The sequence below is a fragment of the Geodermatophilus sp. DSM 45219 genome, from assembly GCF_900104025.1.
In the GTDB taxonomy this organism is placed as follows: Bacteria; Actinomycetota; Actinomycetes; order Mycobacteriales; family Geodermatophilaceae; genus Geodermatophilus.
Window position 1 is genome coordinate 96,188 of the sequence record NZ_FNIQ01000001.1, and the last position, 22,375, is coordinate 118,562.

The window sequence follows — 22,375 nt, forward strand, 5'->3', positions numbered from 1 at the left end:
TGTGTTATAGTTGAGCTATAACAAGTCGCCAGGAGGTCGATGTGCAGCGTTCCCGGGTAGTCGCCGTCTCCGCACCCCTGCTGGCCGGGGCGGCGCTCGCCGCCGCCTTGGGCTGGGCCGACCGGTTCCCGGCAGGGGTGGCGTCCCACATCGGCGCGGACGGCCGGATCGACGGCGTGTCCACGACCGGGCTGTTCGCCGCGACCGGGGTCGCCGTGTGCGCCGCAACCCCGCCGCACTGCGGTTGCTGTCCGCCGCCTCGTCCGGGTCGGCCGCCGTGGTCGCCGCGGGTGCGGTGTCGCTGCTCGCCACCAGCCTCGACCGCACGGACCTGTTGGGGCGGCCCGTGCCGGGGTGGGTGTTCCTACTGGCCCTCGCCGCACTGGCCGGCGGCAGCGCCCTGGGGTGGCTCCTCGGCCGGTCCCCCGCGCCGGTCCGGACCCCGCAGCCGCCGCCCGCCGAGGCGCCGCGGATCGACCTCCCGGCGGGCGGCCGCGCCGTGTGGACCCGCGTCGTCGTCGCGGCCCCCATCGCGGTCGGCGCCCTCGGGGCGGCCGGGCTGGGGGCCGCGCTGACCGTCACCGCCGGTGCGGCGGCCGGGGCACCGGCCCTGCTCGTGGCCGCGGCGCTGGCCGTGGGGACCTCCGCCCGGGTCACCGTCGACGCCACGGGGCTGACCGCGCACCCCGGGCTCGTCCGGCGTCCCCGGCTGCACGTGCCGCTGGACCGCGTGGCGAGCGCCCGGCGGACCGACGTCCGCGCCACGGAGATGGGCGGGTGGGGGGTGCGGATGCGCGGCGAGCGCACCGCCCTGCTGCTCCGCGGCGGGGAGGCGCTCGAGCTCGACCTCGGCGACGGCTCCCGCTTCCTCGTCACGGTGGACGACGCGGCGACCGCCGCCGCCCTGGTCAACACCCTCGCCGAGCGGGCCCGTCAGTGCTGATCGCGATCGACCCGGCCTCGCCCGTCCCGCTGGGCGACCAGGTCGCCGCCGCGGTGCGCCGGGGCATCGAGGACGGGACCGTCGGACCGGGCCACCGGCTGCCGGCCGCCCGCGACCTCGCCACGTCGCTCGGCGTGAACGTGCACACCGTGCTGCGCGGCTACCAGCAGCTGCGCGACGAGGGGCTGGTCGAGCTGCGCCGCGGCCGCGGTGCGGTCGTCAGCGCGGCCGCGACGGCCGAGGGCGCCGAGCTCGCCGAGGCCGCGGGACGGCTGGCCGCCGCCGCCCGCCGGCTCGGCCTGGCCGAGGACGACGTCCTCGACGCGGTCCGGCAGGCGCTGCGCCGCCCCGCGGCCGACCCGCGAGCCTGAACTCCGTCCTCAGCTGCGCGCGGCGCCGTAGCCGAGCAGGGCGGCCAGGCCCAGCGCGCTGCGCGGGGCGTAGGCGGTCCGCCACAGCCCGCCGTGCACCGCGGCGTACGCCTCGTCCTGCCACGGCTGCTCGTGCGCCGGCCCGCCGCCCGTGTGCAGGTCGTGCACCAGCAGCGCGGCCATGAGCACGTTGGACGTCGCCGGGTCGAAGACCTCGACGCCGAACCGGTGCGCCCCCGCGTAGGCCGCCGCAAGCGCGCGGTTCTTCAGCACCGAGCGGGTGCGGGTCGGTGGGGCGACGTTCATCGACACCGTCGTCCCCGCGGCCCGCGCGACGGTCGCCCGCCACCGCTGCAGCCGCTTGGCCAGCGCGTAGTTGGGGCCCTGCTGGGGCACCAGGCTGTCGGAGACGCCCGGGTCGCTGCCCGGCACGTACGCCCGTTGCAGCAGCCGGCCGGCGCTGAGCGTCCGCAGCGGGCGGCCCAGCAGCTTCGCCGCGCGCGAGCGCCCGGCATAGGCGCGCACCGACTGGGCCACGGCGTCCGGCGGGACGGCGAAGACGTCGGTGGGCGTGGCGAGGAAGGCCAGCGCGAGGTCGTCGCGGGTCGCGGCCAGCCGCACGGTCAGCGCGTCGACCGCGGTCGACACCCGCACGTTGGTCGCGCCGTCTGCGTAGACGTAGTCGCCGAGCACCGGGCGCCCGGGCAGCCCGGTCACCCACTCGGCGACGGCGGGCACCTCGCTGATCAGGTCCGCGCCCGGGGCGCCGGCGTCCCCGGCCACCGGGTACAGCAGCGTGCCGGCGCCCCGGCGGGCGGTGTCGAGCACCCGCTCCCACAGCTGCGGCCGGGGCAGGTCGACGCCGGCCACCCGGGCGCCCCAGCGCAGCAGCGCGGTGAGCGGACCCATCTCCGCGCCCGCGCCGAGCACGACGACCGTCGTGCCGGGCAGCGCGAGCCACTCGGGGTGGGCCACGACGGTGCGCACCGCCTCGGCCGCGGAGGGCTCCACGACCCCGCCCTCGACCCAGGTGTCGAGCCGGCGCAGCAGGGCGTCACCGCGCAGCCGCTCGCCGCGGAAGGGCAGCGACAGCTCGCGCTCGGGCTCGGCGTTCCCGGCGACCTCCGCCGTGCCGAGGGTGCGGCCGGCGGGCGCGGTGGCGAGCTCCGCCAGGCCGGTCTCCGCACCGTCCGGGCCGGCCACCCGCATCCGCGCGTGCAGCGCGATCAACCCGGCATCGGCGATGGCGAGCGCGGCGTCCCGCGAGGGCAGCCCGGCCTCCACCAGCCGGCGGAAGTGCGACAGGTACCCGGTCCGCCAGTTGGTCTCCCGCTCGGCCGCGCCGGCACCGGTGGGGTCCACCGGGCGCAGCGCGTCGGCGACGACCGCCCGGCCGAGCGCCGCGGTGCTGCGCCGGCCGTCGGGACCGGACGGGAAGACGACCCCCGACTCGCTCACCGGTCGAGCACCGACGACGAGTCGACGGGAGCGCCGGCCTCCAGCCAGCGGAGCAGGATCCGCGCGCCGAAGCCGGTGCCGCCCTTGACCACCTCGGCGTCGTCGGACCCGGCGCGGGCCGGGCCGGCGACGTCCAGGTGCGCCCACGGCAGGTCACCGGCGAAGGGCCGCAGGAACAGCGCCGCCGTCGTCCCCCCGGGGTTGCCCGGTGCGTTGTTCGCGTCGGCGACGGTGCTCTCGAGCAGGTCGGCGTGCTCCTCGGCCAGCGGCATCCGCCACACCGGCTCGCCGGCGTGCCCGGCGGCGGTGCGCAGCGCGTCGGCCAGCCCGTCGGTGGTCGCGTACAGCCCCGCGGTGCGGGTGCCGAGCGCGACCTTCATCGCGCCGGTCAGCGTGGCGACGTCCACGAGCACCGTGGCGCCGAGCTCCAGCCGCCCCCACGCCAGCCCGTCGGCGAGCACCATGCGGCCCTCGGCGTCGGTGTTGAGCACCTCGGTCGTCCGGCCGCCGACGTGCCGCACCACGTCGGCCGGGCGGTAGGCGGAGCCGGAGACCGCGTTCTCCGCGGCGGGGACGACGGCGGTGACCGCGACCGGCAGGCCCAGCCGGGCGGCGGCGTCCACCGCGGCGAGGACGGCGGCGCCGCCGGCCATGTCGGTCTTCATCTCGCGCATGCCGGCGGTGGGCTTGATCGAGATGCCGCCGGTGTCGAAGGTGATGCCCTTGCCGACCAGCACGACGTGGCCCGGGCCGGCACCCGGAGGCCGGTGGCTCGCGACGACCACCCGCGGCGGGCTGGCCGAGCCGCCGCCGACGGCCAGCACGCCGCCGAATCCGCCGGCCCGCAGCTCCTCGGGGCCGAGCACGGTGACCTCGACGTGCGGCAGCCCGGCCAGCCGCTCGACCGCCTGCGCGGCGAGCCAGGCCGGGTCCTTGGTGTTGCTGGGGGTGTTCACCAGGTCGCGGGCCCAGGCGACGGCCTGCCCGGTGACCTCGCCGGCCCGCGCCGCGGCGGTGACCGCCGGGTCCGCACCGTCGGCGGCCACGACCGTGACGGTCTGCAGCCTCGGCGGGTGGGGCGTGGACGTCTCCCGGAAGCGGTAGCCGGCCAGCAGCGCGGCCTCGACGGCCAGGCGCACCTCCTCGGCGCCCGCCGGGGCGGCGGCGTCGTCCAGCGGCAGCACCAGCCGGCGCGCGCCGTGCTCGGCCAGGGTCTGCGCGCGGCGGACGGCGGTGGCCACGTAGCCGCGCAGGTCGGGCAGCGTGGCGTCACCGACCCCGACGGCCACCACGCTGCGCGGCCGGCGGCCGGGCACCGGCAGGTTGGTGACGTTCCCCGGCCCGCCGGTGTTGCCGGTGTCGGCCAGCGCGCCGGCGAGCAGTCCGGCGTCGACCGGCGCGTCCGGCCCGGTCACCCAGGCGGGCAGCGCGGACCCGCTGCCGACGGGTACGGCCAGGACGTCGTCCTCGCCGAGCGCCGGGAGTTCGGTGAGGACCTCGACCCGCGGCAACGGCGCGGCCCCGGTCGCCGGCGTGCTGCCGGCGGCCGGGGCCGTGTCCAGCGCGGGGCTGCCCGAGGGCAGGCTCGCGGGGGTGTTCAGCTGGTCGCGCCCTTCAGTGCCTCGGAGAGCGCCGCGGCCTCGTCGGGCGACAGCTCGACGACCAGGCGACCGCCGCCTTCGAGCGGGACGCGCATGACCAGGCCCCGCCCCTCCTTGGTGACCTCGAGGGGACCTTCACCCGTGCGCGGCTTCATGGCCGCCATGCGTGCCTCCTTCGTCGGCCGTGCGCGCCCCGTGAGCCGCGTCCCGGCGTCGTCGATGCTGTGAGCTCCGGCCTCCATGATCCCGTATCCCGCTCGGAGGTCCAACCCGAGGTGGAGGACCCCCTTGCCCCCCACCCCTCGCAGGCTCGCGCCAGGCCCCGTCCAGAGGCTCGCCGCGAGCGTGCGAGTGGCGAGGCGGACGGGGTCCTCCACCCTGCAGGAGGGCCGTTCCAGCCCCTCACCGGGCTCGCGGCGGGACCCTGCAGGGGGCAGCTTCACGGGGTGGCGCGGCAGCAGGACGCCACGTGGTCGTCCACCATCCCCGTGGCCTGCATGAGGGCGTAGGCGGTGGTGGGGCCGACGAAGACGAAGCCGCGGCGCTTGAGCTCGCGGGCCATCGCCGTCGACTCCGGGCTGGTCGCCGGGACGTCGGCGAGGGTGGCCGGGCGGGGCCGCGGGCCGGGCGGGGCGAAGGACCACAGCAGCGCGGACAGCCCCTCGGGGACCCGCTGCGCGGCGCGGGCGTTGCCGATCGCGGCGGCCACCTTGGCCCGGTTGCGGACGATGCCGGCGTCGGCGAGCAGCCGGGCCTCGTCGTCGGGGCCGAACGCCGCCACCGCGTCGATCGAGAAGCCGGCGAAGGCGGCCCGGAACGCGGGGCGCTTGCGCAGGATGGTGAGCCAGGACAGCCCCGACTGGAACGCCTCGAGGCAGAGCCGCTCGAACAGGGCGTCGTCCCCGTGCAGCGGCGTCCCCCACTCCTCGTCGTGGTAGGCGACGTACTCGGGGGCGCTGTCGCCCCACGCACACCGGATCCGGTCCACGGCCGGCACCGTAGCCCCGGCCGCCGACGGTCCCGGCTCAGCCCAGGACCGAGCCCACGGCGCCGCTGGCCAGGTCCTTGGTGTAGAGGTCGCGCCGCAGGTTGACGTCGGTCGCCGACAGCGGCTGCGAGGTCGTCACCAGCACCCGGTCGCCGGTGACCGCCAGCAGCCGGCCGTACTCGGCGGGGGTCACCGCGCCGGTCGGGCCGACCGTGGCCCGCCCGGCGGCGTCCGCGGTGACCAGCACGAGCGGCCCGGCGACCCCGCCGTCGAGGTCGCGGCGGTAGTGGTCGGTGTGGCCGTTGCCGTCCGAGGGCAGGGCCGCCGCGGTGGTGGCGAAGAAGGCGTACCGGCCGGTGGGGTCCAGCTCGACCTGGTGCTCCCACGCCGAGGTCTGCCCGGTGCCCAGCGCGACGACCGCGCCGGTGGCCAGGTCGACGCGGTAGGCCAGCCCCGTCCCGTTGGTCTGGGCGGGCGAGCCGGTGGTCACCTTGTTGGTGGTCACCAGGGCGACGTAGCGGCCGTCGTCGCTGACCGCCAGGTCACCGGTGTCGCGGTAGACCGCGAACGGCAGCGTCCGGCCGAGGGCGGTGGTGACCTGGGAGACCACCCGGGCCTCCCCGGCGCCGGCCCCGGACAGCGTCTTGCGGTAGGCCTGCACCCCGATGGCGGTGTCGACGCCGAAGACGGCGAACCGCCCGTCGGGGGTCAGCGCGAGCGCCGGCCCGGTGGCCGGGCCCGGCAGCTCGCCGCCCGCCGTGGTCGTCGAGACACGGGTGACCGCACCGGTGGACAGCCGCTTGGCGAAGACGTCGACGCGGCCGTTGGTGTCCCCGGGGACGAGGTCGGCGCGGGCGGAGTGGAAGAGCACCAGGTCGCCGTCGGCGGAGATCGCGACCGCGGGGCCGGTGGCGTAGACCGACGCCGCCGTCTGCAGCAGCGTGCCGGCCACCGTCGCGTGGGCCGTGCCGCCCTGCGGGACGCTGACCAGGGTCCAGGTCCGGGTCGCGACGTCGAACCGGTACACGTCGGCCTGCCCGTTGGTGTCGCGGGGGTCGAGCGCGGCTCGGGTGGCCAGGGCGACGGAGCGGCCGTCGTCGCTGACCGCCGGCACGCTGGTGTTGGTCGGGTCGGTCGCGCCGGTTGCGCCGGCCGCGAGCGGGGCGATCCGCGTGCGGGTGCCGAGGGTGCGGTCGACGAGGTGGAGCTCGTAGGCGCTGTTGGTGTCGGCCGGATCGAGGCGGGCGCGGGTGCCGACGACGACGAACCGGCCGTCGCCGCCGGCGGCCAGGCCGCCGCTCTCCCCCGCCCCCTCCGCCGGGACGGTCGCGGCCAGCGGGGTCACCGTCACCTCGGCGGACGGCGCCGACACGTTGCCGCTCGCGTCGACCGCCACCACCGTGAACCGGTACGTCGTGCCGTTGGTCAGGCCGGTCACCACAACCGAGGTGGCCGGCGCCGGCGCGGTCGCGACGGTGCTCCCGTCGGCGGCCAGCACCCGGTGCTCGGTGACGTCGGCCGGAGCGGGCGCCCAGCTCAGCTCGGCCTGCCCGTCGCCGGTCACGACGGTCACCCCGGTGGGGGCCGGCGGCGGGGTGCGGTCGGCGGGGGTGACGACGACGGTCGCCGCGGCCGAGGCGTTGCCGTGGCCGTCGACGGCGACCAGCGTGTAGGTGTAGCTGCGGCCGTTGACCAGCCCGGTGTCGCTGTACGCCGTCCCCGGCGGGATGGTCACCCGCACGCCGTCGCGCCGGAGCACGTAGCGGGCGAGGTCGGGCTCGGTGTTCGCCGCCCACGCGAGGTCGACCCGCCCGTCGCCCGGCGTCCCGGTGAAGCCGGCCGGCACCGCCGGCGGGGTGAGATCGGTCGGCCGCGCGGTCTCAGCCTTCGTCGCCCTCGAGGCGTTCGCGGAGGTGTCGACGGCGACCAGCGCGTAGCTGTAGACGCGGTCGTTGACCAGCCCGCTGTCGGTGTACGTGGTCCCGGTCGGCGTGGCGACCTCGACGCCGTCGCGCAGCAGCACGTAGCCGGCCAGGTCGGGCTCGTCGTTCGCCGTCCAGGTGAGCGTGACCTGCCCGTCACCGGCGACCGCGGTCAGCCCCGCGGGCCCGCCGGGTGCCCTGCGGTCGGCGGGGGTCTCCACGGCCGCGGGCGTGGCGGCCGACGTGTTGCCGTGGGTGTCGACCGCGGCCACGGAGTACGCGTGGGCGGCGTCGGCGGGCAGGCCGGCGTCGACGTGCGTGGTGCCGGGGACCCGGGCGAGCTCGACGCCGTCGCGCAGCACCACGTAGCCGGCCAGGTCGGGCTCGGTGCCGGCCGCCCAGGAGAGGCTGACCAGACCGTCGCCGCGCACCGCGCTCACGCCCGTGGGGGCGGCCGGCGCGGTCCGGTCGGTCGGCGTCGCCGAGGCCGTCGCGGGCTCCGAGGCGTTGCCCGCCCGGTCGACGGCGACCAGCGCGTACTCGTAGGTCGTGCCGTCGACCACGTCGGCGTCGGTGTGGCTCGTCCCGGTCACGGTGGCGACCTGCACGCCGTCGCGCAGCACCCGGTAACCCGCGAGGTCGGGCTCGGTGTTCGGCGTCCAGCGCAGCACCACCTCGCCCTCGCCGGCGGTGGCGCTGAAGCCGGCCGGGCGGGCCGGCGCCCGGAGGTCGGGGGTCGTCACGGTCACGGTCCCCGAGGGGGGCGACGGGTTGTCGTGCGTGTCGACGGCGACGACCGCGTAGGCGTAGGTCGTGCCGTCGGCGACGGTGGTGTCGGTGTACGCCGGGGCGGTCACGGTGGCGACCTGCACGCCGTCGCGCAGCACCCGGTAGCCGGCGAGGTCGGGCTCGGTGTTGGCGTTCCAGGTCAGGTCCACCCGGCGGTCGCCGGCGGTGGCGGTCAGGCCGGTGGGCGGCGCCGGGGCCTCCAGCTCGTGCGGCGTGGCGCTGACCGCGGCCGAGGAGACCGACCGGTTGCCGTGGGCGTCCACCGCGACGAGCGTGTAGCGGTAGGTGGTGTCGTTGACCAGCGGGGCGTCGGTGTACGTGGTCGCGCCGGTCACGGTGGCGACCTCGGTGCCGCCGCGGAGCACCCGGTAGGAAGCCAGGTCGGGCTCGGCGTTGGCCGTCCAGGTCAGCGTGACCCGCCCGTCGCCGCGCTGCGCGGCCAGGCCCGTCGGAGCGGCCGGCGGGGTGAGGTCGGTGGGCGTGACGTCGACCGCGGCCGAGGGCGCCGACCGGTTCCCGTGGGTGTCCACGGCGACCAGCGTGTAGCGGTAGGTGCGGTCGTTGACCAGCGGCTGGTCGACGTGCGAGGTGCCGGCCAGGAACACCACCTGCTGGCCGTCCCGCAGCAGCGCGTAGCCGGCGAGGTCGGGCTCGGTGCTCGCCGTCCAGGACAGTCCGGCGCGCCCGTCGCCCCGGCCGCCGGTCAGCCCGGTGGGCGCCGCGGGCGGGGTCAGGTCGGTCGGGGTCGCGCCGGCCGCGGGTGCCGAGGAGGCCGACCAGTTCCCCGAGGTGTCGCGGGTCTGCACGGTGTAGCCGTAGGTGCGGTCGTTGACCACCGCGGTGTCCCGCCAGGTCGTGGTGCCGCGGCCGGCGAGCACGCCGCTGACGTCCACGCCGTCGCGGAGCACGCGGTAGGCGTCGGCGTCGTAGTCGGCCGTGTTCGCCGTCCAGGACAGGTCGACCCGGCCGTCCCCGCGGGTGGCGGCCACACCGGTGGGGGCGGCCGGCGCGACGGTGTCCCGCGGGGTGCCGCGGGCCGGGGCGCTCGGCTGGCCCACGTAGTTGGTGGGGAACAGGAAGACGACCTCGGTCGTCTGGGTCCGCACGGTGACGGTGTACTCCTGGCCGTTCACCAGCCCGGTCAGGGTGGCGCTCCGGGTGGTGGCGTTCGTGGTGGCCCGGGGCGTCGTCTCGGTGCCCAGGAACACCTGGTAGCCGCTGGTGGTCGTCTCGGGCGACGCGCTCCAGGTGACGACCAGCGCCCGGTCGGCACCGGTCGCCACGACGCTCGCCGGAGGTGCGGGGTCCTGGGTGCTCGCCGTCTGCAGCCGCGGCGAGGGGGTGGGCTGTCCGCACAGCGCCACGGTGAGCACCGCGAGGACGACGGCCAGCAGGCGCAGCAGCCGCATCTCGCGTCCCCCTCCCGGAGGCGCCCGCGGACCGGCGGGTGCCGGGTGCGTCCTCGGCGGGAACCCGGGGGTGCCTTGAGCCGAACCCGACGCCGGACCACCCGGAGGGGTGGGTCAGGGGACGGCGGCGTCCACGTCCCCCAGCTCGGCGCGCCGGCGGCGCACCGGGCTGCGGCGGGTGGCCAGCACGCAGCCCAGGACGACGACCGGCAGGCCGACGGCGAGCCCGAGGGTGAACGGCTCGTCGAGCAGCAGGACGCCGAGCAGGACCGCCACCGCGGGGTTGAGGAAGGTGATGACGAGCGCGCGCTGCGGGCCCACCTCGCGGATCAGCGCGAAGAACAGCGCCAGCGCCAGCGCCGTGCACACCACGCCGAGGACGAGCACGGCCAGCAGCGCGTCGCCCGGCGCCCGGGCCGCCTCGTCCATCCGGGGGACGGCGAACGGCGCGTAGAACACCGCGGTGACGGTGAGCGCGACCGCGCTGGCCGCCACGCCGGGCACCTCGGGCAGTGACCGGCTGACGATCAGCGGCGCGGTGGCGTACCCGACGACCACCAGCCCGACGGCCAGCAGCGGCAGCGGCGCGATCGCCTCGACGTCCAGGCCGAGCAGCACCGCGATGCCGGCCACACCCAGGCCCATGCCGAGCAGCCGGACCGGGCCCAGCCGCTCCCCGTCGCCGCTCAGCCGGCCGGCCAGCGCGGCCACGAACGGCACCCCGGCGACGAGCAGGCCGGTGAGCGAGCTGGACAGCGTCTGCTCGGCGTAGGCCAGCAGCAGCCAGGGCCCGGTCATCTCCAGCACGGTGAAGGCGAGCAGCGGCCGCCAGTGCCGCAGCGCCGGCCGCAGCTGGCCGCGCGCCACCGTCCACGGCAGCAGCAGCGCCGCGCCCAGCAGACACCGGCCGAAGACGACGACCACGGGCGAGAGGTCCTCGACCGCCACCTTGATGAGCAGGTACGGCACGCCCCAGATCAGCGACATCGCCAGGAACAGCGCCCAGCCCCGCCGGCTCACCGCTGTCCCCGCACGGCGCCATCCTGCCCGGTGGCCCGGGGGGTTACCGCACTCCGGTCACGGGCACCGCCCGACGGTGAGCGGCACCCCTCCCGCGTCCGGCCGGCGGCTCGCGGTCTCCGGGCTGCTGCTCGGCGCCGGGCTGATGGGCTCGGTCGACGAGATCGTCTTCCACCAGCTGCTGGCCTGGCACTCCTTCTACGACCGCGCCGGCGGGACGGCCGCGCTGGTGTCGGACGGCCTGCTGCACGCGGCGACGCTGTCGGCCGTGGTCGCCGGGCTGGCGCTGCTGGCCGACCTGCGCCGCCGCGGCGGGTTCGACGCCGGCCGGTGGTGGGCGTTCGTCCTGCTGGGCGCCGGCGCCTTCCAGCTGTGGGACGGCGTGGTCGACCACAAGCTGCTCCGGGTGCACCAGGTCCGCTACGGCGTCGACCTCACCGGCTACGACCTGGCCTGGAACGCGTCCGCCGTCGTCCTGCTCGCCGCCGGGGCGGTGCTGCTCCTCCGGGCCCGGCGGCGGCCCGCGCGGTGACCGTGCTGCTCGGCGCGCTGCTGGCCGCCGGCGCGGTCTACGTCGCGGCCGGCCGGCGCACGCCGTGGCCGCTGCTGCGGACGGCGTCCTGGGTGGCCGGGCTGGTCGCGGCCGGTGCCGGCGCCGTGCTGTCCGCCGCGCACGGCGACCTGCGCACGCACATGGCCGGGCACCTGCTGCTGGGCATGGGAGCGCCGCTGCTGCTGGTGCTCGCCGCCCCGGTCACCCTGGCGCTGCGCGCGCTGCCGGTCGCGGCCGCCCGGCGGCTGGCCCGGCTGCTGCGGACTCCGCCGCTGCGCTGGGCGACCGACCCGCTGGTCGCCGTCCCGGCCAACGCCGCGGGGCTGTGGCTGCTGTACGGCACCGGCCTGCACGCGGCGGTCGCGCACCGGCCGGTCGCCGCCGCGCTGGTCGCGCTGCACGTCCTGGTCAGCGGGTACCTCGCCACCGCCGCGGTGCTGGCCGTCGACCCGGCGCCGCACCGCCGCCCGGTCGGCGTGCGCGCCGCGGCGCTGGCCGCCGGGGCGGCCGCGCACGACGTCCTGGCGAAGTGGCTCTACGCCGCCCCGCTGCCCGGCGTCCGGGCCGCCGAGGAGGGCGCCCGGCTGATGTGGGACGGCGGCACCGTGGTCACCGTGGTGGTCGCCGCGGTGCTGTGGCGGCGCTGGTACGTCAGCCGGGCCGCCGTCCGCGCCGCGGGAGCGCCCACCGCGGCCGCCGTCGGGCCAGCATGAGCCGGTGGACGCCGCCGCCCGCCTCGCCGCCCTCGTCGCCGCCCTCGTCGACGCCCTCGCCGGCGAGCCGGACGTGACCCCGCCCGACGCCACCGGGCCCCGCCGGTTCGGCTCGCGGGCGCTGCAGGTCGACGGCGCGGCGTTCGCGATGGTCGTGCGGGGCGCGCTCGTGCTGGAGCTGCCCGGGGACCGGGTGGCCGGGCTGCTCGCCGACGGGCGGGGCGGGGCGTTCGGCGGCCGGGGGCGGCCCTACCGCGAGCGGGTGGCGCTGGCCGACGGCGAGCCGGGCACCGACCTGCCGCTGGCGCGCGAGGCGCTCGCCTTCGCCCGCGCCCGGCGCGACGCCGTCACCTGACCGGCCAGACCACCTCCGGGTGCGGCTCGTCGGGGCCGACGTCCCGGCCGGTCAGGTACCTCGGCCGGGCTGCCGCTGCGCTCCAGCCCGGCGGCCTCGCACCAGCGGGCGACGGCGTCGTAGGCGTCGAGGACGCGCGGGAAGCCCGCCTCGGCGCGGGTCAGCACGGTGACCGCCTCGCGCCCGGCCGGCTGCCCCCGCACGCGCAGCTCCCCCGCCGTCCGCACCGCACCGCGGAACGGGACGGCGACCTCCACCGGGCCGTCGCCGTCCTCGGTGACCATGCCGAGGTAGGCGACCCGCAGCGCGCCGGAACGGGTCGCACCCGACGCGCGGCAGGTGCTCGTCCACACCGGTCCCCCTCGAGCCGGCCCCGGGGCCGGGTCGAGCGCTCAGCCGCCGTACCGCATCGCGAAGTCGGCGAACCGGCGCAGCGAGAGGCGGACGCCGAGCACGACGGCCGGCTTGGCCAGCGGCCAGCCCAGCCGGCCGACCACGCCGAAGGGCAGCCACAGCTGCTCGGTCCAGGTGACGGTGGAGCCCGCGAAGCGCGGGACGACCTCGAAGGTGCCCGGACCGCGCACGATCCGGCCGGTGTGCTGCACGACCGCACGCCGCGGCGGGTCCCACTGGGTGATCACCATCGTGTCCAGCACGCCGAGGTGCCGGCCACCGGGCCGCGGGAGGCCGGTGCGCGCGGCGAGCCGGCCGCCGACGGCCTCCGGGTCGCCGCCGGTGACCTCCACGTCGGTGAGGAGCATCCACTCCCCCTGACGGGTCCAGTCGGTCAGCGCCGCCCACACCTGCCGCGGCGGCGCGTCCACGTGCACGGTCTCCACCAGTTCACGCATCGGCGTGCGCTCCGTTCCCGCCCGCGGGCGCCTCGTCCGCACCGGGCGTCCGCCCGGTGCCCTCCAGCCGGGCGCGCAGCGCCGCGACCTGTCCGTCACGCTCCTCGAGCGCCCGGGCCAGCTGCTCCAGCAGCCAGTCGACCTCGGTCATCCGGTAGCCGCGCACGGTCACCGTCATGCGCACCCCGCGGACGTCGTCCGCGGTGACCGGCCGGTCCTGCGGCAGCTCCAGCGGGGAGCGCTCGGGATCGGCCGGCGGCTGCGTCTCGCCCCGCCCCATCAGCACCGCACCGCCGAGGAACAGCAGCGCCGCGACCACCACGGTGGTGAGGACGACGACGACCGCGGTCAGCACCGGAGGACCCCAAGCTCTCCCTCGGCGCGGTCCCGTGCCATCACGCGTCGCTGGGGTCGTCGTCCACCGGGAACGCGCGCATGCCGCCGCCGTTGTCACCGGCCTGCCGCGCCTTCTCCGCCTCCTGGACGATCCGCACGACCTCGTCGACGTCGTCGGTGACCGTGAACAGGTCCAGGTCGGTGTCCTTGATCGTCGCCGCGGGCACCATCGTCGTCCGCAGCCAGTCGACCAGCCCCGACCAGTACTCCGACCCGAACAGCACCACCGGGAAGCGGGTCACCTTGCGGGTCTGCACCAGGGTCAGCGCCTCGAACAGCTCGTCGAGGGTGCCGAATCCGCCGGGCAGGATGACGAAGGCCTGCGCGTACTTCACGAACATCGTCTTGCGGACGAAGAAGTAGCGGAACGCGATGCCGACGTCGACCCACTCGTTGAGCTCCTGCTCGAACGGCAGCTCGATGCCGAGGCCGACCGAGAGCCCGCCGGCCTCCGAGGCGCCGCGGTTGGCCGCCTCCATCGCGCCGGGGCCACCGCCGGTGATGACGGCGTAGCCGGCGTCGGCCAGCGCCGCGCCGATCGCCACGCCGGCCGCGTAGTGCGGCGAGTCCTGCGGGGTGCGGGCGCTGCCGAAGACGCTGACGGCCTTGGGCAGCTCGGCCAGCAGCCCGAAGCCCTCGACGAACTCGCTCTGGATCCGCAGGACCCGCCAGGGGTCGGTGTGCACCCAGTCCGTGGGGCCGCGGCGGTCGAGCAGCCGGGCGTCGGTCGTCGTCCCCTGCAGGCGGGGGTCGGGCTCGCCGCCGCGCAGCATGACCGGGCCGCGGTGGCGGGTGGGCCGCGGCTTGCGGGCGTTGGCGGGCTCGGGGGTGGTCGTCACGCGGGCTCCTGGCTGGTGGGCGTCGTCAGGTAGGCGACGAGGGCGTCCTCGGCCGGCTGCAGGCGCTCGACCAGCACGTGCTCCTCGCGGGTGTGGGCGAGCTGCGGGTCGCCGGGGCCGTAGTTGACGGCGGGGATGCCGAAGGCGGCGAACCGGGCGACGTCGGTCCAGCCGAGCTTGGCCCGCGCCGGGCGGCCGACGGCGGCGACGAAGGCCGCGGCCGCGGGCTCGGACAGACCCGGCAGCGCGCCGCCGGCGTTGTCGGTGACGGTCAGCGTGGCACCGGCGGCGACCGCGTCGGCGAAGACCTCGCGGACGTGCGCCTCCGCGGCGTCCTCGTCCCGGTCGGGCGCGTAGCGGAAGTTCACCGTCAGCGCGGCCTCGTCCGGGATCACGTTGCCGGCGACGCCCCCGGAGATGCCGACGGCGTTGAGCCCCTCGCGGTAGCGGCAGCCGTCGATCTCCACCTCCCGGGGCCGGTAGGCGGCCAGCGTGGCCAGCGCCCCGGCCAGGCCGTGGACGGCGTTGACGCCGAGCCAGCTCCGTGCGCTGTGCGCCCGCCTGCCCGTCGTCTCCAGCCGGGCGCGCAGGGTGCCCTGGCAGCCGGCCTCGATCTCCCCGTCGGTGGGCTCGAGCAGGATCGCGAGGTCGCCGTAGAGCCAGCCGCGCCGTTCCCGCGCCACCCGGCCGAGGCCGTTCTTGACCGCCTCGACCTCCTCGTTGTCGTAGAAGACGAACGTGAGGTCGTGCGCGGGCCGTGCACCCGGGACGCCGAAGCGCCCGGCCAGCCGGAGCACCACCGCGTCCCCGGCCTTCATGTCGCTGGTGCCGCAGCCGTACAACCGGCCGGTGGTCTCGTCGAGGCGGCTGGGCACGTTGTCGGCGATCGGCACGGTGTCCAGGTGGCCGGCGAGGACGACCCGGGTGGGCAGCCCCAGGTTCGTCCGGGCGAGGACGGCGTCCCCCACCCGCTCCACCTCCAGCCCGCCGAGCGCCCGCAGCGCCGCCTCGACCGCATCGGCGAGGGCCGCCTCGCTCCCGGACACCGACGGGGCGTCGACCAGCGCGCGGGTGAGCGTCAGGACGTCGGCTGCGGGGTCCAGCGGGGGCAGGTCGCTCACGACCGCCGAGCCTACGGGCGGGCCCCGGGGCGGGCCGCCGCAGCACGCGGTCGGTCACCCGCCGTTCACCCGGGCCGACGGGACCGGCAGCGACCGGGTGCACCCGCTGCTGGGTAGCGTCGTCGCCGTGACCGCTCCCGCCCCGCACTCCGCCGTCGCCGCCGGCCTGGCCACCGTGACCCCCGCGGGCACGGTGCTCGACACCTGGTACCCCGAGCCGCGCCTCGGTGCGCCCGAGGGCGCCGCGGCCGGCACCACCCGGCTGGGTGCGCTGGAGATCTCCGGTGAGCTCGGCCCCGACTACGGCGGCCTGGTGCGCAGCGACGAGGCCCGCGGTGTCGAGGTGATCGCCGTCCGCACCGTCATCGCCGACCTGGCCGCGCCCCCGGTCGACACCCACGACGTCTGGCTGCGACTGCACCTGCTGTCCTCCCGGCTGGTGACGCCGCGCTCGATCAACATGGACGGCGTCTTCGGCCTGCTGACCAACGTGGCGTGGACCAGCGCCGGCCCGGTCGAGGCCGCGACGTTCAACGTCCACCGGCTGCGGGCCGCACTGGGGCACGTGACCGTGTTCGGCGTCGACAAGTTCCCGCGGATGGTCGACTACGTCATCCCCTCCGGCGTCCGCGTGGCCGACGGCGACCGCGTGCGGCTGGGCGCCCACCTCGCCGAGGGGACGACGGTCATGCACGAGGGCTTCGTCAACTACAACGCCGGCACCCTGGGCCCGTCGATGGTCGAGGGCCGGATCAGCGCCGGCGTGGTGGTCGGCGCCGACAGCGACGTCGGCGGCGGCGCCTCGATCATGGGCACCCTCTCCGGCGGCGGGAAGCAGGTCGTGTCGATCGGCAGGGGCTGCCTGCTGGGCGCCAACGCCGGCATCGGCATCTCCCTCGGTGACAACTGCGTGGTGGAGGCCGGCTGCTACGTGACGGCCGGCGCGCGGGTGACCCTGCCCGACGGCTCGGTCGTCAAGGCCGCCGAGCTCTCCGGCCGCGACGGCCTGCTGTTCCGCCGGAACTCGGTCTCCGGCGCGCTGGAGGCGCTGCCCCGCACCGGCACCTGGGGCGAGCTCAACGCGGCGCTGCACAGCAACTAGGCGACCGACACCGCCGCCGCGCGTCCAGGATCCGCCCAGGGTCCGCACCTACAGTCGCGGGCGATGAGCAGCACACGCAGCGCGGCCGGCCCGGTCCGCCGGACGACGCCCGCGCGGCGTCCCCCGGCGCGGCGCCCGGCCGCGAAGCGCCGGTCACCGGCCAAGCGGAGCGCGCCGGCCGGCTCGTGGCGGTCCTGGCTGCCGCTGGGGATCGTCGGGCTCGTCGTCCTGGGGGTGGTCGCGCTGGTGCGGAACATCGAGGGCCCGGACCCGGTGGCGCTCACCGGCTCCTGCACGGTGCCCGGCACCGACCTCGCGCTGACCAGCGAGCAGGCCTCCTCGGCCGCGACGATCGCCGCGGTCGGCCGGGCTCGCGGGCTGCCGGAGCGGGCCGTGGTCGTCGCGCTGGCGACGGCACAGCAGGAGTCGACGATGCGCAACCTCGACTACGGCGACCGCGACTCCCTCGGCCTGTTCCAGCAGCGCCCGTCGCAGGGCTGGGGGACGCCGGAGGAGGTGACCGACCCGGTCTACGCGGCGGGGAAGTTCTACGACGGCCTGGTCGAGGTGCGGAACTGGGAGGCCCTCCGGCTGACCGACGCCGCCCAGCGCGTGCAGCGCAGCGGCTTCCCGGAGGCGTACCAGAAGCACGAGCCGCTCGCCCAGCAGCTCACCGCGGCGTTCGGCGCCGCCGAGCCGGGCCGGCTGACCTGCAGCTACGAGCCCGTGGCTCCCGGTGGGCGGCTCAGCCAGCGGGTCACCGCCGCCGCGGCGGTGGTGGAGCGGGAGCTCGGCACGGGCACCACCGAGCGCTTCGGCGCGGTGGAGGTCGACCCGGCGGCCGGCTGGCCCGCGGTGACCTGGGCGGTCGCGCAGGCCGAGCGGCTGCAGCTGCGGTCGGTGTCCCACGCCGGGTGGCAGTGGACGCCCACCGGGGGCTGGGCACCTTCGGACACCGGCGCCGACACGCTGCGCCTCGAGCTCACCCGCTGAGGCGCGGTCAGCCGGTGAGGCGTGCGACGGCGGCGTCGATCCGCTCGTCGAGTGCGGTGAGCGCCATCCGCACGTGCCGCGCGCCCGCGGGGCCGTAGAAGGCGCCCGGGGCGGCGACGATGCCCAGCCCGGCCAGCCGATCGATCGTCGTCCAGCAGTCCTCGTCACGGGTGACCCACAGGTACAGCCCGGCCTCGGAGTGGTCGATGCGGGCGCCGGAGGCCCGGACGGCGGCGGCCAGCCGGTCGCGGCGGGCGCGGTAGCGCTCCCGCTGCTCGTCGACGTGCGCGTCGTCGGCCAGCGCGGCGGCCATCGCGGCCTGCACCGGCGTGGGCACCAGCAGCCCCAGGTGCCGGCGCACCTCCCACACCTGGCGGACCAGCGCGGGGTCGCCCGACAGCAGCCCGGCGCGGTACCCGGCCGCGGTGGACTGCTTGGACAGCGAGTGCACCGCGAGCAGGCCGGTGTGGTCCTCCCCGGCGACCTCCGGGTGCAGGAGCGAGCGCGGCTCGACGTCCCAGCCGAGGGTCGCGTAGCACTCGTCGGAGACCACCGGCACGCCGTGCGCCCGGCCCCACGCGACCCAGGCGCGGAGCTCGTCGTCGGTGAGCACCCGGCCGTGCGGGTTGCCCGGGGAGTTCAGCCACACCAGGACGACGTCGGCGGCGTCCGCCGGCGGGGTGTCGGTGCGCCGCACCGCCAGCCCGGCCAGCACCGCACCGACCTCGTAGGTCGGGTAGGCGACCTCCGGTATCAGCACCGTGCCCGCGCCGCGCAGGCCCAGCAGCGTGGGCAGCAGCGCGACGAGCTCCTTGGAGCCGACGGTCGGGACGACCGAGGGGACGGCGCCCAGCGGGTCGGCCAGCCGCACCCCGAGCCGGCGCTGCAGCCACCCGGCCGCGGCAGTGCGCAGCTCGGCGGTGCCCAGTGCCGTCGGGTAGCCCGGGGCGTTGCCGGCACCGGCCAGGGCGCTGGCCAGCAGCTCAGGGGTGTCGTCGACCGGCGTCCCGATGGAGAGGTCGACGACGCCGCCGGGGTGCCGGGCGGCCTCGGCGCGCGCCGCGGCGAGCGAGTCCCAGGGGAAGTCGGGCAGCCGGCCGGCCGCCGTCCCCGGGAGCTGGGTCGTCAGTGGCCTTCGCCCTGCGGCGGCAGGGCGGCCACCAGCGGGTGGTCCTTGCCGACCCGGCCGGTCTTGGCCGCACCGCCGGGGCTGCCCAGGTCGGAGAAGAACTCCACGTTGGCGTTGTAGAAGTCCTTCCACTTGTCCGGGACGTCGTCCTCGTAGTAGATGGCCTCCACCGGGCACACCGGCTCGCAGGCGCCGCAGTCGACGCACTCGTCGGGGTGGATGTACAGCATCCGGTCGCCCTCGTAGATGCAGTCCACCGGGCACTCGTCGATGCACGCCTTGTCGAGGACGTCGACGCAGGCCTGGGTGATGACGTAGGTCACGGTGGTTCCCTCCCGGGGACGTGCGGGGTTGCTCCGCCGGCTCAGCGGCCGGTCGTTCCGACTCCAAGTATGGCCCGTGGCGGTGCGCGGAAACGTCACGGGTGGCCCGATCGACCCCCGCCGGGTGAGACACGACGCTCCCTGCGCAGGATCGGCCCGTGGGACAGAGCCGGTCACCCCTGGACGTCGCCGACCTCGAACGGCTCGCCGCGCGCGGGTGGCGCGCCGCCGAGGAGGCGGCCCTCGGCGACTGGCTGCTGCGCGCCGCCGGCGGCTTCACCGGCCGCGCCAACTCCGTCCTGGTCACCGGCGACCCCGGGCTCCCGCTGCCCGGCGCCGTGGACGCCGTCGCCCGCTGGTACGCCGGCCGCGGCCTGCGGCCGTGCGCGATGCTGCCCGGCCGCCAGTCCCGCGCCGCCGACGCGGCCTTCGCCGCGGCCGGGTGGGAGCGCGACGAGGACGTGCTGGTCCTCACCGCCCCGCTGACCGCGCCCACGGCCGACGGCGTCGCGGTCGACCTCTCCCCGGAGCCGGACGACGCCTGGCTGGCCGGCTACCGGTACCGCGGCCGGCCGCTGCCGCCGTCGGCCCGCGCCGTGCTCACGAACGCCGGGGACGTCGTCTTCGCCTCGGTGCGCCGTGACCCGCCGCCGGCCCCGCTGGCCGCCGTCGGCCGCGGGGTGGTCACCGACGGCTGGCTGGGGGTCGCCGCGGTCACCGTCGAGGAGCGGTACCGCCGGCAGGGGCTGGCGACCGCCGTCATGGCCGCGCTGCAGCGCTGGGGCGCCGGGTGCGGCGCGGCCTGGGTGTACCTGCAGGTGTCCGCGTCCAACGCCCCGGCGCGGGCGCTCTACCGGCGGGCCGGCCTCATCGAGCACCACCGCTACCACTACCGGTACGCGCCGGCCTGACGCCGTCCCGCGGCACCGCGAGCACCTGGCCGACGGCGAAGGACGCGGCCACCACGCCGGCCAGCAGGAAGGCCAGCGTCAGCACGCCGAGGAGCCCGCTCCCGGTGAGCAGCAGGTCGCCTTCCGGCCGCGGGATCGCCGCCGCCACCGCGACGCCCAGCCACACCACGGCGGGCAGCACCGCGGCCAGCCGGGAGCCGGTCAGCCGCGCGGCCAGACCGACCAGCAGCAGGTTGCCGGCGACCGCGGCGAGGACCGACACCGGCACCGGGACGCCGGCCACCCGCAGCGGCAGCCAGAAGACCTCCACCAGCGCCAGCCACGCGGCCAGGGCGACGACGAGCAGGCCACCCCCAACCCGGGTGGCGAGCCTCATCCGGGCAGGCCCGCGAACAGGTCGTCCTCCCAGCCCTCGGGGGTCGCCGCCGGCCCCCGCTCGCCGCGCACCAGCCGGTAGTACTCGGTGCCCATGACCTCCTGGCCCAGGTTGTTCGACAGCGCGAAGAACGGGCCGTCGACGGTGATCTGGGTGGCGTGCGCGCGCATCGCGGCGTCCTTGCGCCCGGCGTGCGCCCGCCCGTCGACCGCCGCGGCAACCAGCTCGTCGGGCACGGCGAACGGGACGTCGTCCACCTCGCCCAGCGACGCGAACGGCGAGGTCTCCCCCAGCGCGGCCAGTGCCTCGATGCCCCGGCGCATGACCGAGCGCGGCACGCAGCACCAGTAGACCTTGGCGACCTGCCACGCCTCGCCGAGGTCGGGGCGGTAGGCCGGGTCGGCGGCGGCGTCGACCGCGCCCATCGCCACCCGGTGGGCCTGGATGTGGTCGGGGTGGCCGTAGCCGCCGTTCTCGTCGTAGGTGACCAGCACCTGCGGGCGCACCTCGCGGACGACGGCGACCGCGTGCGCGACCGCCTCGTCGAGGTCGGCGTTCCAGAAGGCCCGCGGCGTCCCGTTGGCCGCGGTGCCCATCATCCCGGAGTCGCGGTACCGGCCCGGGCCGCCGAGGAAGCGCCAGTCGGTCACGCCGAGGGCCTCCATGGCCGCCCGCAGCTCGCCGATGCGGTACCCGCCCAGCTGGTCGGCGTGCTCGGGGGCCAGCAGCTCCAGCTCGGGCACCAGGACCTCGCCCTCCTCACCCAGCGTGCAGGTGAGCAGCGTGACCCGGGCCCCCTCGGCGACGTAGCGGGCCATGGTGGCGCCGTTGTTGATCGTCTCGTCGTCCGGGTGGGCGTGCACCAGCAGCATGCGGCGGTCAGCGGTCACGAGGAGCCATTCTCCCCGGGCGTCCCGAGCCGGGGACGCGCACCTGCGGTGTCGTGCCCGAGTGGGCCCCGGAGGGGTCCGCGAAGGGTGCGACGGCAGGGCTCAGCGCATCGATCGGCCTCGGTGCAGGGACCCGCGCCGAGCGTGCGAGGGGTGGGGGGCACCGAGGTCCGTCCGGGCACGTGGCCGCCGTGTCGGCCGGTAGGCCGACCGATCACTCGGTCGGGACGACGGTGCGGGCCTCGGCGAAGTGGCAGGCCGAGGGGTGGCCCTGGCCGCGGTCGACCAGCGCCGGGGGCTCCTGGGCGCAGATGTCCTGGGCCTTCCAGCAGCGGGTGCGGAACCGGCAGCCCGACGGCGGGTCGGCCGGGCTCGGCACGTCGCCCTCCAGCAGGATCCGGTCCTTCTGCCCCCGCAGGTGCGGCTCGTGCAGCGGCACCGAGGACAGCAGCGCCTGCGTGTAGGGGTGCGACGGCGAGCCGTAGACCTGCTCGTCGGTGCCCTCCTCCACGACGCGGCCGAGGTACATCACGGCGACGCGGTCGGAGATGTGCCGGACCACCGAGAGGTCGTGCGCGATGAACAGGTAGGACAGGCCGAACTCGTCCTGCAGGTCCTCCAGCAGGTTCACCACCTGGGCCTGCACGGAGACGTCGAGCGCCGACACCGGCTCGTCGCAGACGATGACCTCGGGCCGCAGCGCCAGTGCCCGGGCGATGCCGATGCGCTGCCGCTGGCCACCGGAGAACTGGTGCGGGTAGCGGTTGACGTAGTCGGGGTTGAGCCCGACGCGGTCGAGGAGCTCCTGGGTGCGCTGCAGCCGGCCCTTCTTCGGCGCGACGTCGGTGTGCACCGCCCAGCCCTCGGAGACGATGTCGCCGACGGTCATCCGCGGGTTCAGCGACGCGTAGGGGTCCTGGAAGATGATCTGGACCTCGCGCCGGTAGGCCTTGAGGGCGCGGCGGTTCATCCGCGCGACGTCGCGGCCCTTGTAGAGGATCTCGCCGGCGGTCGGCTTCTCCAGCGCCACGAGCAGCTTCGACACCGTCGACTTGCCGCAGCCGGACTCGCCGACGAGGCCGACGGTCTCCCCGCGGCGCATGGTGAGGTCGACGCCGTCCACCGCCCGGACGTGGCCGACGGTCCTCCTGAAGACGACCCCCTGGGTCAGCGGGAAGTGCTTCTCCAGGCCGCGGATCTCCAGCAGGGTCTCGCCGGCCGCAGCCCGCGGCGGCGCCTGCGACGCGGCGCCGGCGGCCCCGGACGGCTCCGTCCGGGCCCACCCGGCGCCCCGGTCGGTCCCCCGCGCGCTGCTCGCCGCG

The 22,375-nt window shown here is 77.0% G+C and carries 24 protein-coding genes; 8 read left to right on the plus strand and 16 right to left on the minus strand.

Features of this window, described 5'->3' with window-relative positions; genetic code table 11:
* Positions 1-217 precede the first annotated feature (217 nt).
* Positions 218-943, plus strand: a complete 726-nt coding sequence (locus BLR12_RS00490; protein ID WP_091372026.1) for a hypothetical protein — start codon at positions 218-220, stop codon at positions 941-943.
* Positions 937-1,314 (plus strand): GntR family transcriptional regulator, encoded by a 378-nt coding sequence (locus tag BLR12_RS00495; RefSeq protein ID WP_091372029.1) that lies wholly within the window; start codon positions 937-939, stop codon positions 1,312-1,314. Before BLR12_RS00490 ends, BLR12_RS00495 begins: the two co-directional genes overlap by 7 nt.
* A 9-nt stretch (positions 1,315-1,323) precedes the next feature.
* Here the strand turns inward: BLR12_RS00495 and BLR12_RS00500 are convergent, their stop codons facing one another.
* From BLR12_RS00500 to BLR12_RS00525, 6 genes are all read right to left on the minus strand, one after another.
* Positions 1,324-2,772 carry a hypothetical protein gene (locus BLR12_RS00500; RefSeq protein ID WP_091372032.1) on the minus strand — a complete coding sequence of 483 codons (1,449 nt, stop codon included), beginning with the start codon at positions 2,770-2,772 and terminating at the stop codon, positions 1,324-1,326.
* Positions 2,769-4,283, minus strand: coding sequence for a leucyl aminopeptidase family protein (locus BLR12_RS00505; RefSeq protein WP_091372035.1), 1,515 nt, complete (start codon positions 4,281-4,283; stop codon positions 2,769-2,771). Before BLR12_RS00505 ends, BLR12_RS00500 begins: the two co-directional genes overlap by 4 nt.
* A gap of 86 nt (positions 4,284-4,369) precedes the next feature.
* Positions 4,370-4,537, minus strand: coding sequence for a DUF3117 domain-containing protein (locus BLR12_RS00510; RefSeq protein WP_012947303.1), 168 nt, complete (start codon positions 4,535-4,537; stop codon positions 4,370-4,372).
* 275 nt (positions 4,538-4,812) lie between these two features.
* Positions 4,813-5,361 (minus strand): DNA-3-methyladenine glycosylase I, encoded by a 549-nt coding sequence (locus BLR12_RS00515; protein ID WP_218120486.1) that lies wholly within the window; start codon positions 5,359-5,361, stop codon positions 4,813-4,815.
* 37 nt (positions 5,362-5,398) lie between these two features.
* Positions 5,399-9,481, minus strand: coding sequence for a fibronectin type III domain-containing protein (locus tag BLR12_RS00520; RefSeq protein WP_091372042.1), 4,083 nt, complete (start codon positions 9,479-9,481; stop codon positions 5,399-5,401).
* Positions 9,482-9,595: 114 nt separating this feature from the next.
* Positions 9,596-10,501: a DMT family transporter gene (locus BLR12_RS00525; RefSeq protein WP_091372045.1), complete on the minus strand. Its 906-nt coding sequence runs from the start codon at positions 10,499-10,501 to the stop codon at positions 9,596-9,598.
* Between the two features lie 76 nt (positions 10,502-10,577).
* Here BLR12_RS00525 and BLR12_RS00530 point away from each other — a divergent pair, with 76 nt between their 5' ends.
* From BLR12_RS00530 to BLR12_RS00540, 3 genes are read left to right on the plus strand one after another with little or no spacing between them, the layout of a single operon-like run.
* Positions 10,578-11,033: a DUF2243 domain-containing protein gene (locus BLR12_RS00530; protein WP_091372048.1), complete on the plus strand. Its 456-nt coding sequence runs from the start codon at positions 10,578-10,580 to the stop codon at positions 11,031-11,033.
* Positions 11,030-11,767, plus strand: a complete 738-nt coding sequence (locus tag BLR12_RS00535; protein WP_091372050.1) for a cytochrome c oxidase assembly protein — start codon at positions 11,030-11,032, stop codon at positions 11,765-11,767. Before BLR12_RS00530 ends, BLR12_RS00535 begins: the two co-directional genes overlap by 4 nt.
* Positions 11,768-11,771: 4 nt before the next feature.
* Complete coding sequence (locus tag BLR12_RS00540; protein WP_091372053.1) at positions 11,772-12,122, plus strand: hypothetical protein; 351 nt, start codon at positions 11,772-11,774, stop codon at positions 12,120-12,122.
* Here the strand turns inward: BLR12_RS00540 and BLR12_RS23820 are convergent.
* The 5 genes from BLR12_RS23820 to dapE all read right to left on the minus strand — a co-directional run bounded on the left by BLR12_RS23820 (position 12,017) and on the right by dapE (position 15,329).
* Complete coding sequence (locus tag BLR12_RS23820) at positions 12,017-12,475, minus strand: GyrI-like domain-containing protein (protein ID WP_143018653.1); 459 nt, start codon at positions 12,473-12,475, stop codon at positions 12,017-12,019. The genes BLR12_RS00540 and BLR12_RS23820 overlap by 106 nt on opposite strands.
* Before the next feature lie 39 nt (positions 12,476-12,514).
* The gene (locus BLR12_RS00545) at positions 12,515-12,973 is read right to left on the minus strand and encodes an SRPBCC family protein (RefSeq protein WP_091372056.1); all 459 of its coding nucleotides are present in this window, start codon (positions 12,971-12,973) and stop codon (positions 12,515-12,517) included.
* Positions 12,966-13,328 carry a DivIVA domain-containing protein gene (locus tag BLR12_RS00550; protein WP_091372059.1) on the minus strand — a complete coding sequence of 121 codons (363 nt, stop codon included), beginning with the start codon at positions 13,326-13,328 and terminating at the stop codon, positions 12,966-12,968. The genes BLR12_RS00545 and BLR12_RS00550 overlap by 8 nt, the downstream gene beginning before the upstream one ends.
* Before the next feature lie 40 nt (positions 13,329-13,368).
* Positions 13,369-14,142: an LOG family protein gene (locus tag BLR12_RS00555; protein WP_369803433.1), complete on the minus strand. Its 774-nt coding sequence runs from the start codon at positions 14,140-14,142 to the stop codon at positions 13,369-13,371.
* 62 nt (positions 14,143-14,204) lie between these two features.
* Entirely contained in the window at positions 14,205-15,329 is a 1,125-nt protein-coding gene (gene dapE / locus BLR12_RS00560; RefSeq protein WP_091372066.1) for a succinyl-diaminopimelate desuccinylase, read from the minus strand.
* Positions 15,330-15,456: 127 nt separating this feature from the next.
* On the opposite strand from dapE, the gene dapD reads away from it, so the two are divergent.
* Both dapD and BLR12_RS00570 read left to right on the plus strand, forming a co-directional pair.
* Positions 15,457-16,431 (plus strand): 2,3,4,5-tetrahydropyridine-2,6-dicarboxylate N-succinyltransferase, encoded by a 975-nt coding sequence (dapD, locus tag BLR12_RS00565; RefSeq protein ID WP_091374130.1) that lies wholly within the window; start codon positions 15,457-15,459, stop codon positions 16,429-16,431.
* Between the two features lie 63 nt (positions 16,432-16,494).
* Positions 16,495-17,424 carry a hypothetical protein gene (locus BLR12_RS00570; RefSeq protein WP_091372069.1) on the plus strand — a complete coding sequence of 310 codons (930 nt, stop codon included), beginning with the start codon at positions 16,495-16,497 and terminating at the stop codon, positions 17,422-17,424.
* 7 nt (positions 17,425-17,431) lie between these two features.
* On the opposite strand, the gene dapC is transcribed toward BLR12_RS00570, so the two are convergent.
* Positions 17,432-18,553: a succinyldiaminopimelate transaminase gene (gene dapC / locus BLR12_RS00575; RefSeq protein ID WP_091374132.1), complete on the minus strand. Its 1,122-nt coding sequence runs from the start codon at positions 18,551-18,553 to the stop codon at positions 17,432-17,434.
* Complete coding sequence (gene fdxA / locus BLR12_RS00580) at positions 18,550-18,876, minus strand: ferredoxin (RefSeq protein ID WP_089404596.1); 327 nt, start codon at positions 18,874-18,876, stop codon at positions 18,550-18,552. Before fdxA ends, dapC begins: the two co-directional genes overlap by 4 nt.
* 158 nt (positions 18,877-19,034) lie before the next feature.
* On the opposite strand from fdxA, the gene BLR12_RS00585 reads away from it, so the two are divergent.
* The gene (locus tag BLR12_RS00585; RefSeq protein WP_091372071.1) at positions 19,035-19,787 is read left to right on the plus strand and encodes a GNAT family N-acetyltransferase; all 753 of its coding nucleotides are present in this window, start codon (positions 19,035-19,037) and stop codon (positions 19,785-19,787) included.
* Here BLR12_RS00585 and BLR12_RS00590 read toward each other — a convergent pair.
* The 3 genes from BLR12_RS00590 to BLR12_RS00600 all read right to left on the minus strand — a co-directional run bounded on the left by BLR12_RS00590 (position 19,744) and on the right by BLR12_RS00600 (position 22,260).
* Positions 19,744-20,163, minus strand: a complete 420-nt coding sequence (locus BLR12_RS00590) for a hypothetical protein (RefSeq protein ID WP_091372075.1) — start codon at positions 20,161-20,163, stop codon at positions 19,744-19,746. The genes BLR12_RS00585 and BLR12_RS00590 overlap by 44 nt on opposite strands.
* Entirely contained in the window at positions 20,160-21,053 is an 894-nt protein-coding gene (gene mshB, locus BLR12_RS00595) for an N-acetyl-1-D-myo-inositol-2-amino-2-deoxy-alpha-D-glucopyranoside deacetylase (protein WP_091372078.1), read from the minus strand. The genes BLR12_RS00590 and mshB overlap by 4 nt, the downstream gene beginning before the upstream one ends.
* A gap of 214 nt (positions 21,054-21,267) precedes the next feature.
* The gene (locus BLR12_RS00600) at positions 21,268-22,260 is read right to left on the minus strand and encodes an ABC transporter ATP-binding protein (protein WP_369803434.1); all 993 of its coding nucleotides are present in this window, start codon (positions 22,258-22,260) and stop codon (positions 21,268-21,270) included.
* Between the last annotated feature and the right edge of the window lie 115 nt (positions 22,261-22,375).

What these genes read in the sequence shown, in the direction of transcription:
- BLR12_RS00510 (WP_012947303.1), bottom strand. Translation starts at nt 4,537, where the DNA reads ATGGCGGCCATGAAGCCGCGCACGGGTGAAGGTCCCCTCGAGGTCACC.
- BLR12_RS00520 (WP_091372042.1), bottom strand. Translation starts at nt 9,481, where the DNA reads ATGCGGCTGCTGCGCCTGCTGGCCGTCGTCCTCGCGGTGCTCACCGTG.
- BLR12_RS00545 (WP_091372056.1), bottom strand. Translation starts at nt 12,973, where the DNA reads ATGCGTGAACTGGTGGAGACCGTGCACGTGGACGCGCCGCCGCGGCAG.
- BLR12_RS00555 (WP_369803433.1), bottom strand. Translation starts at nt 14,142, where the DNA reads ATGCTGCGCGGCGGCGAGCCCGACCCCCGCCTGCAGGGGACGACGACC.
- BLR12_RS00570 (WP_091372069.1), top strand. Translation starts at nt 16,495, where the DNA reads ATGAGCAGCACACGCAGCGCGGCCGGCCCGGTCCGCCGGACGACGCCC.
- BLR12_RS00590 (WP_091372075.1), bottom strand. Translation starts at nt 20,163, where the DNA reads ATGAGGCTCGCCACCCGGGTTGGGGGTGGCCTGCTCGTCGTCGCCCTG.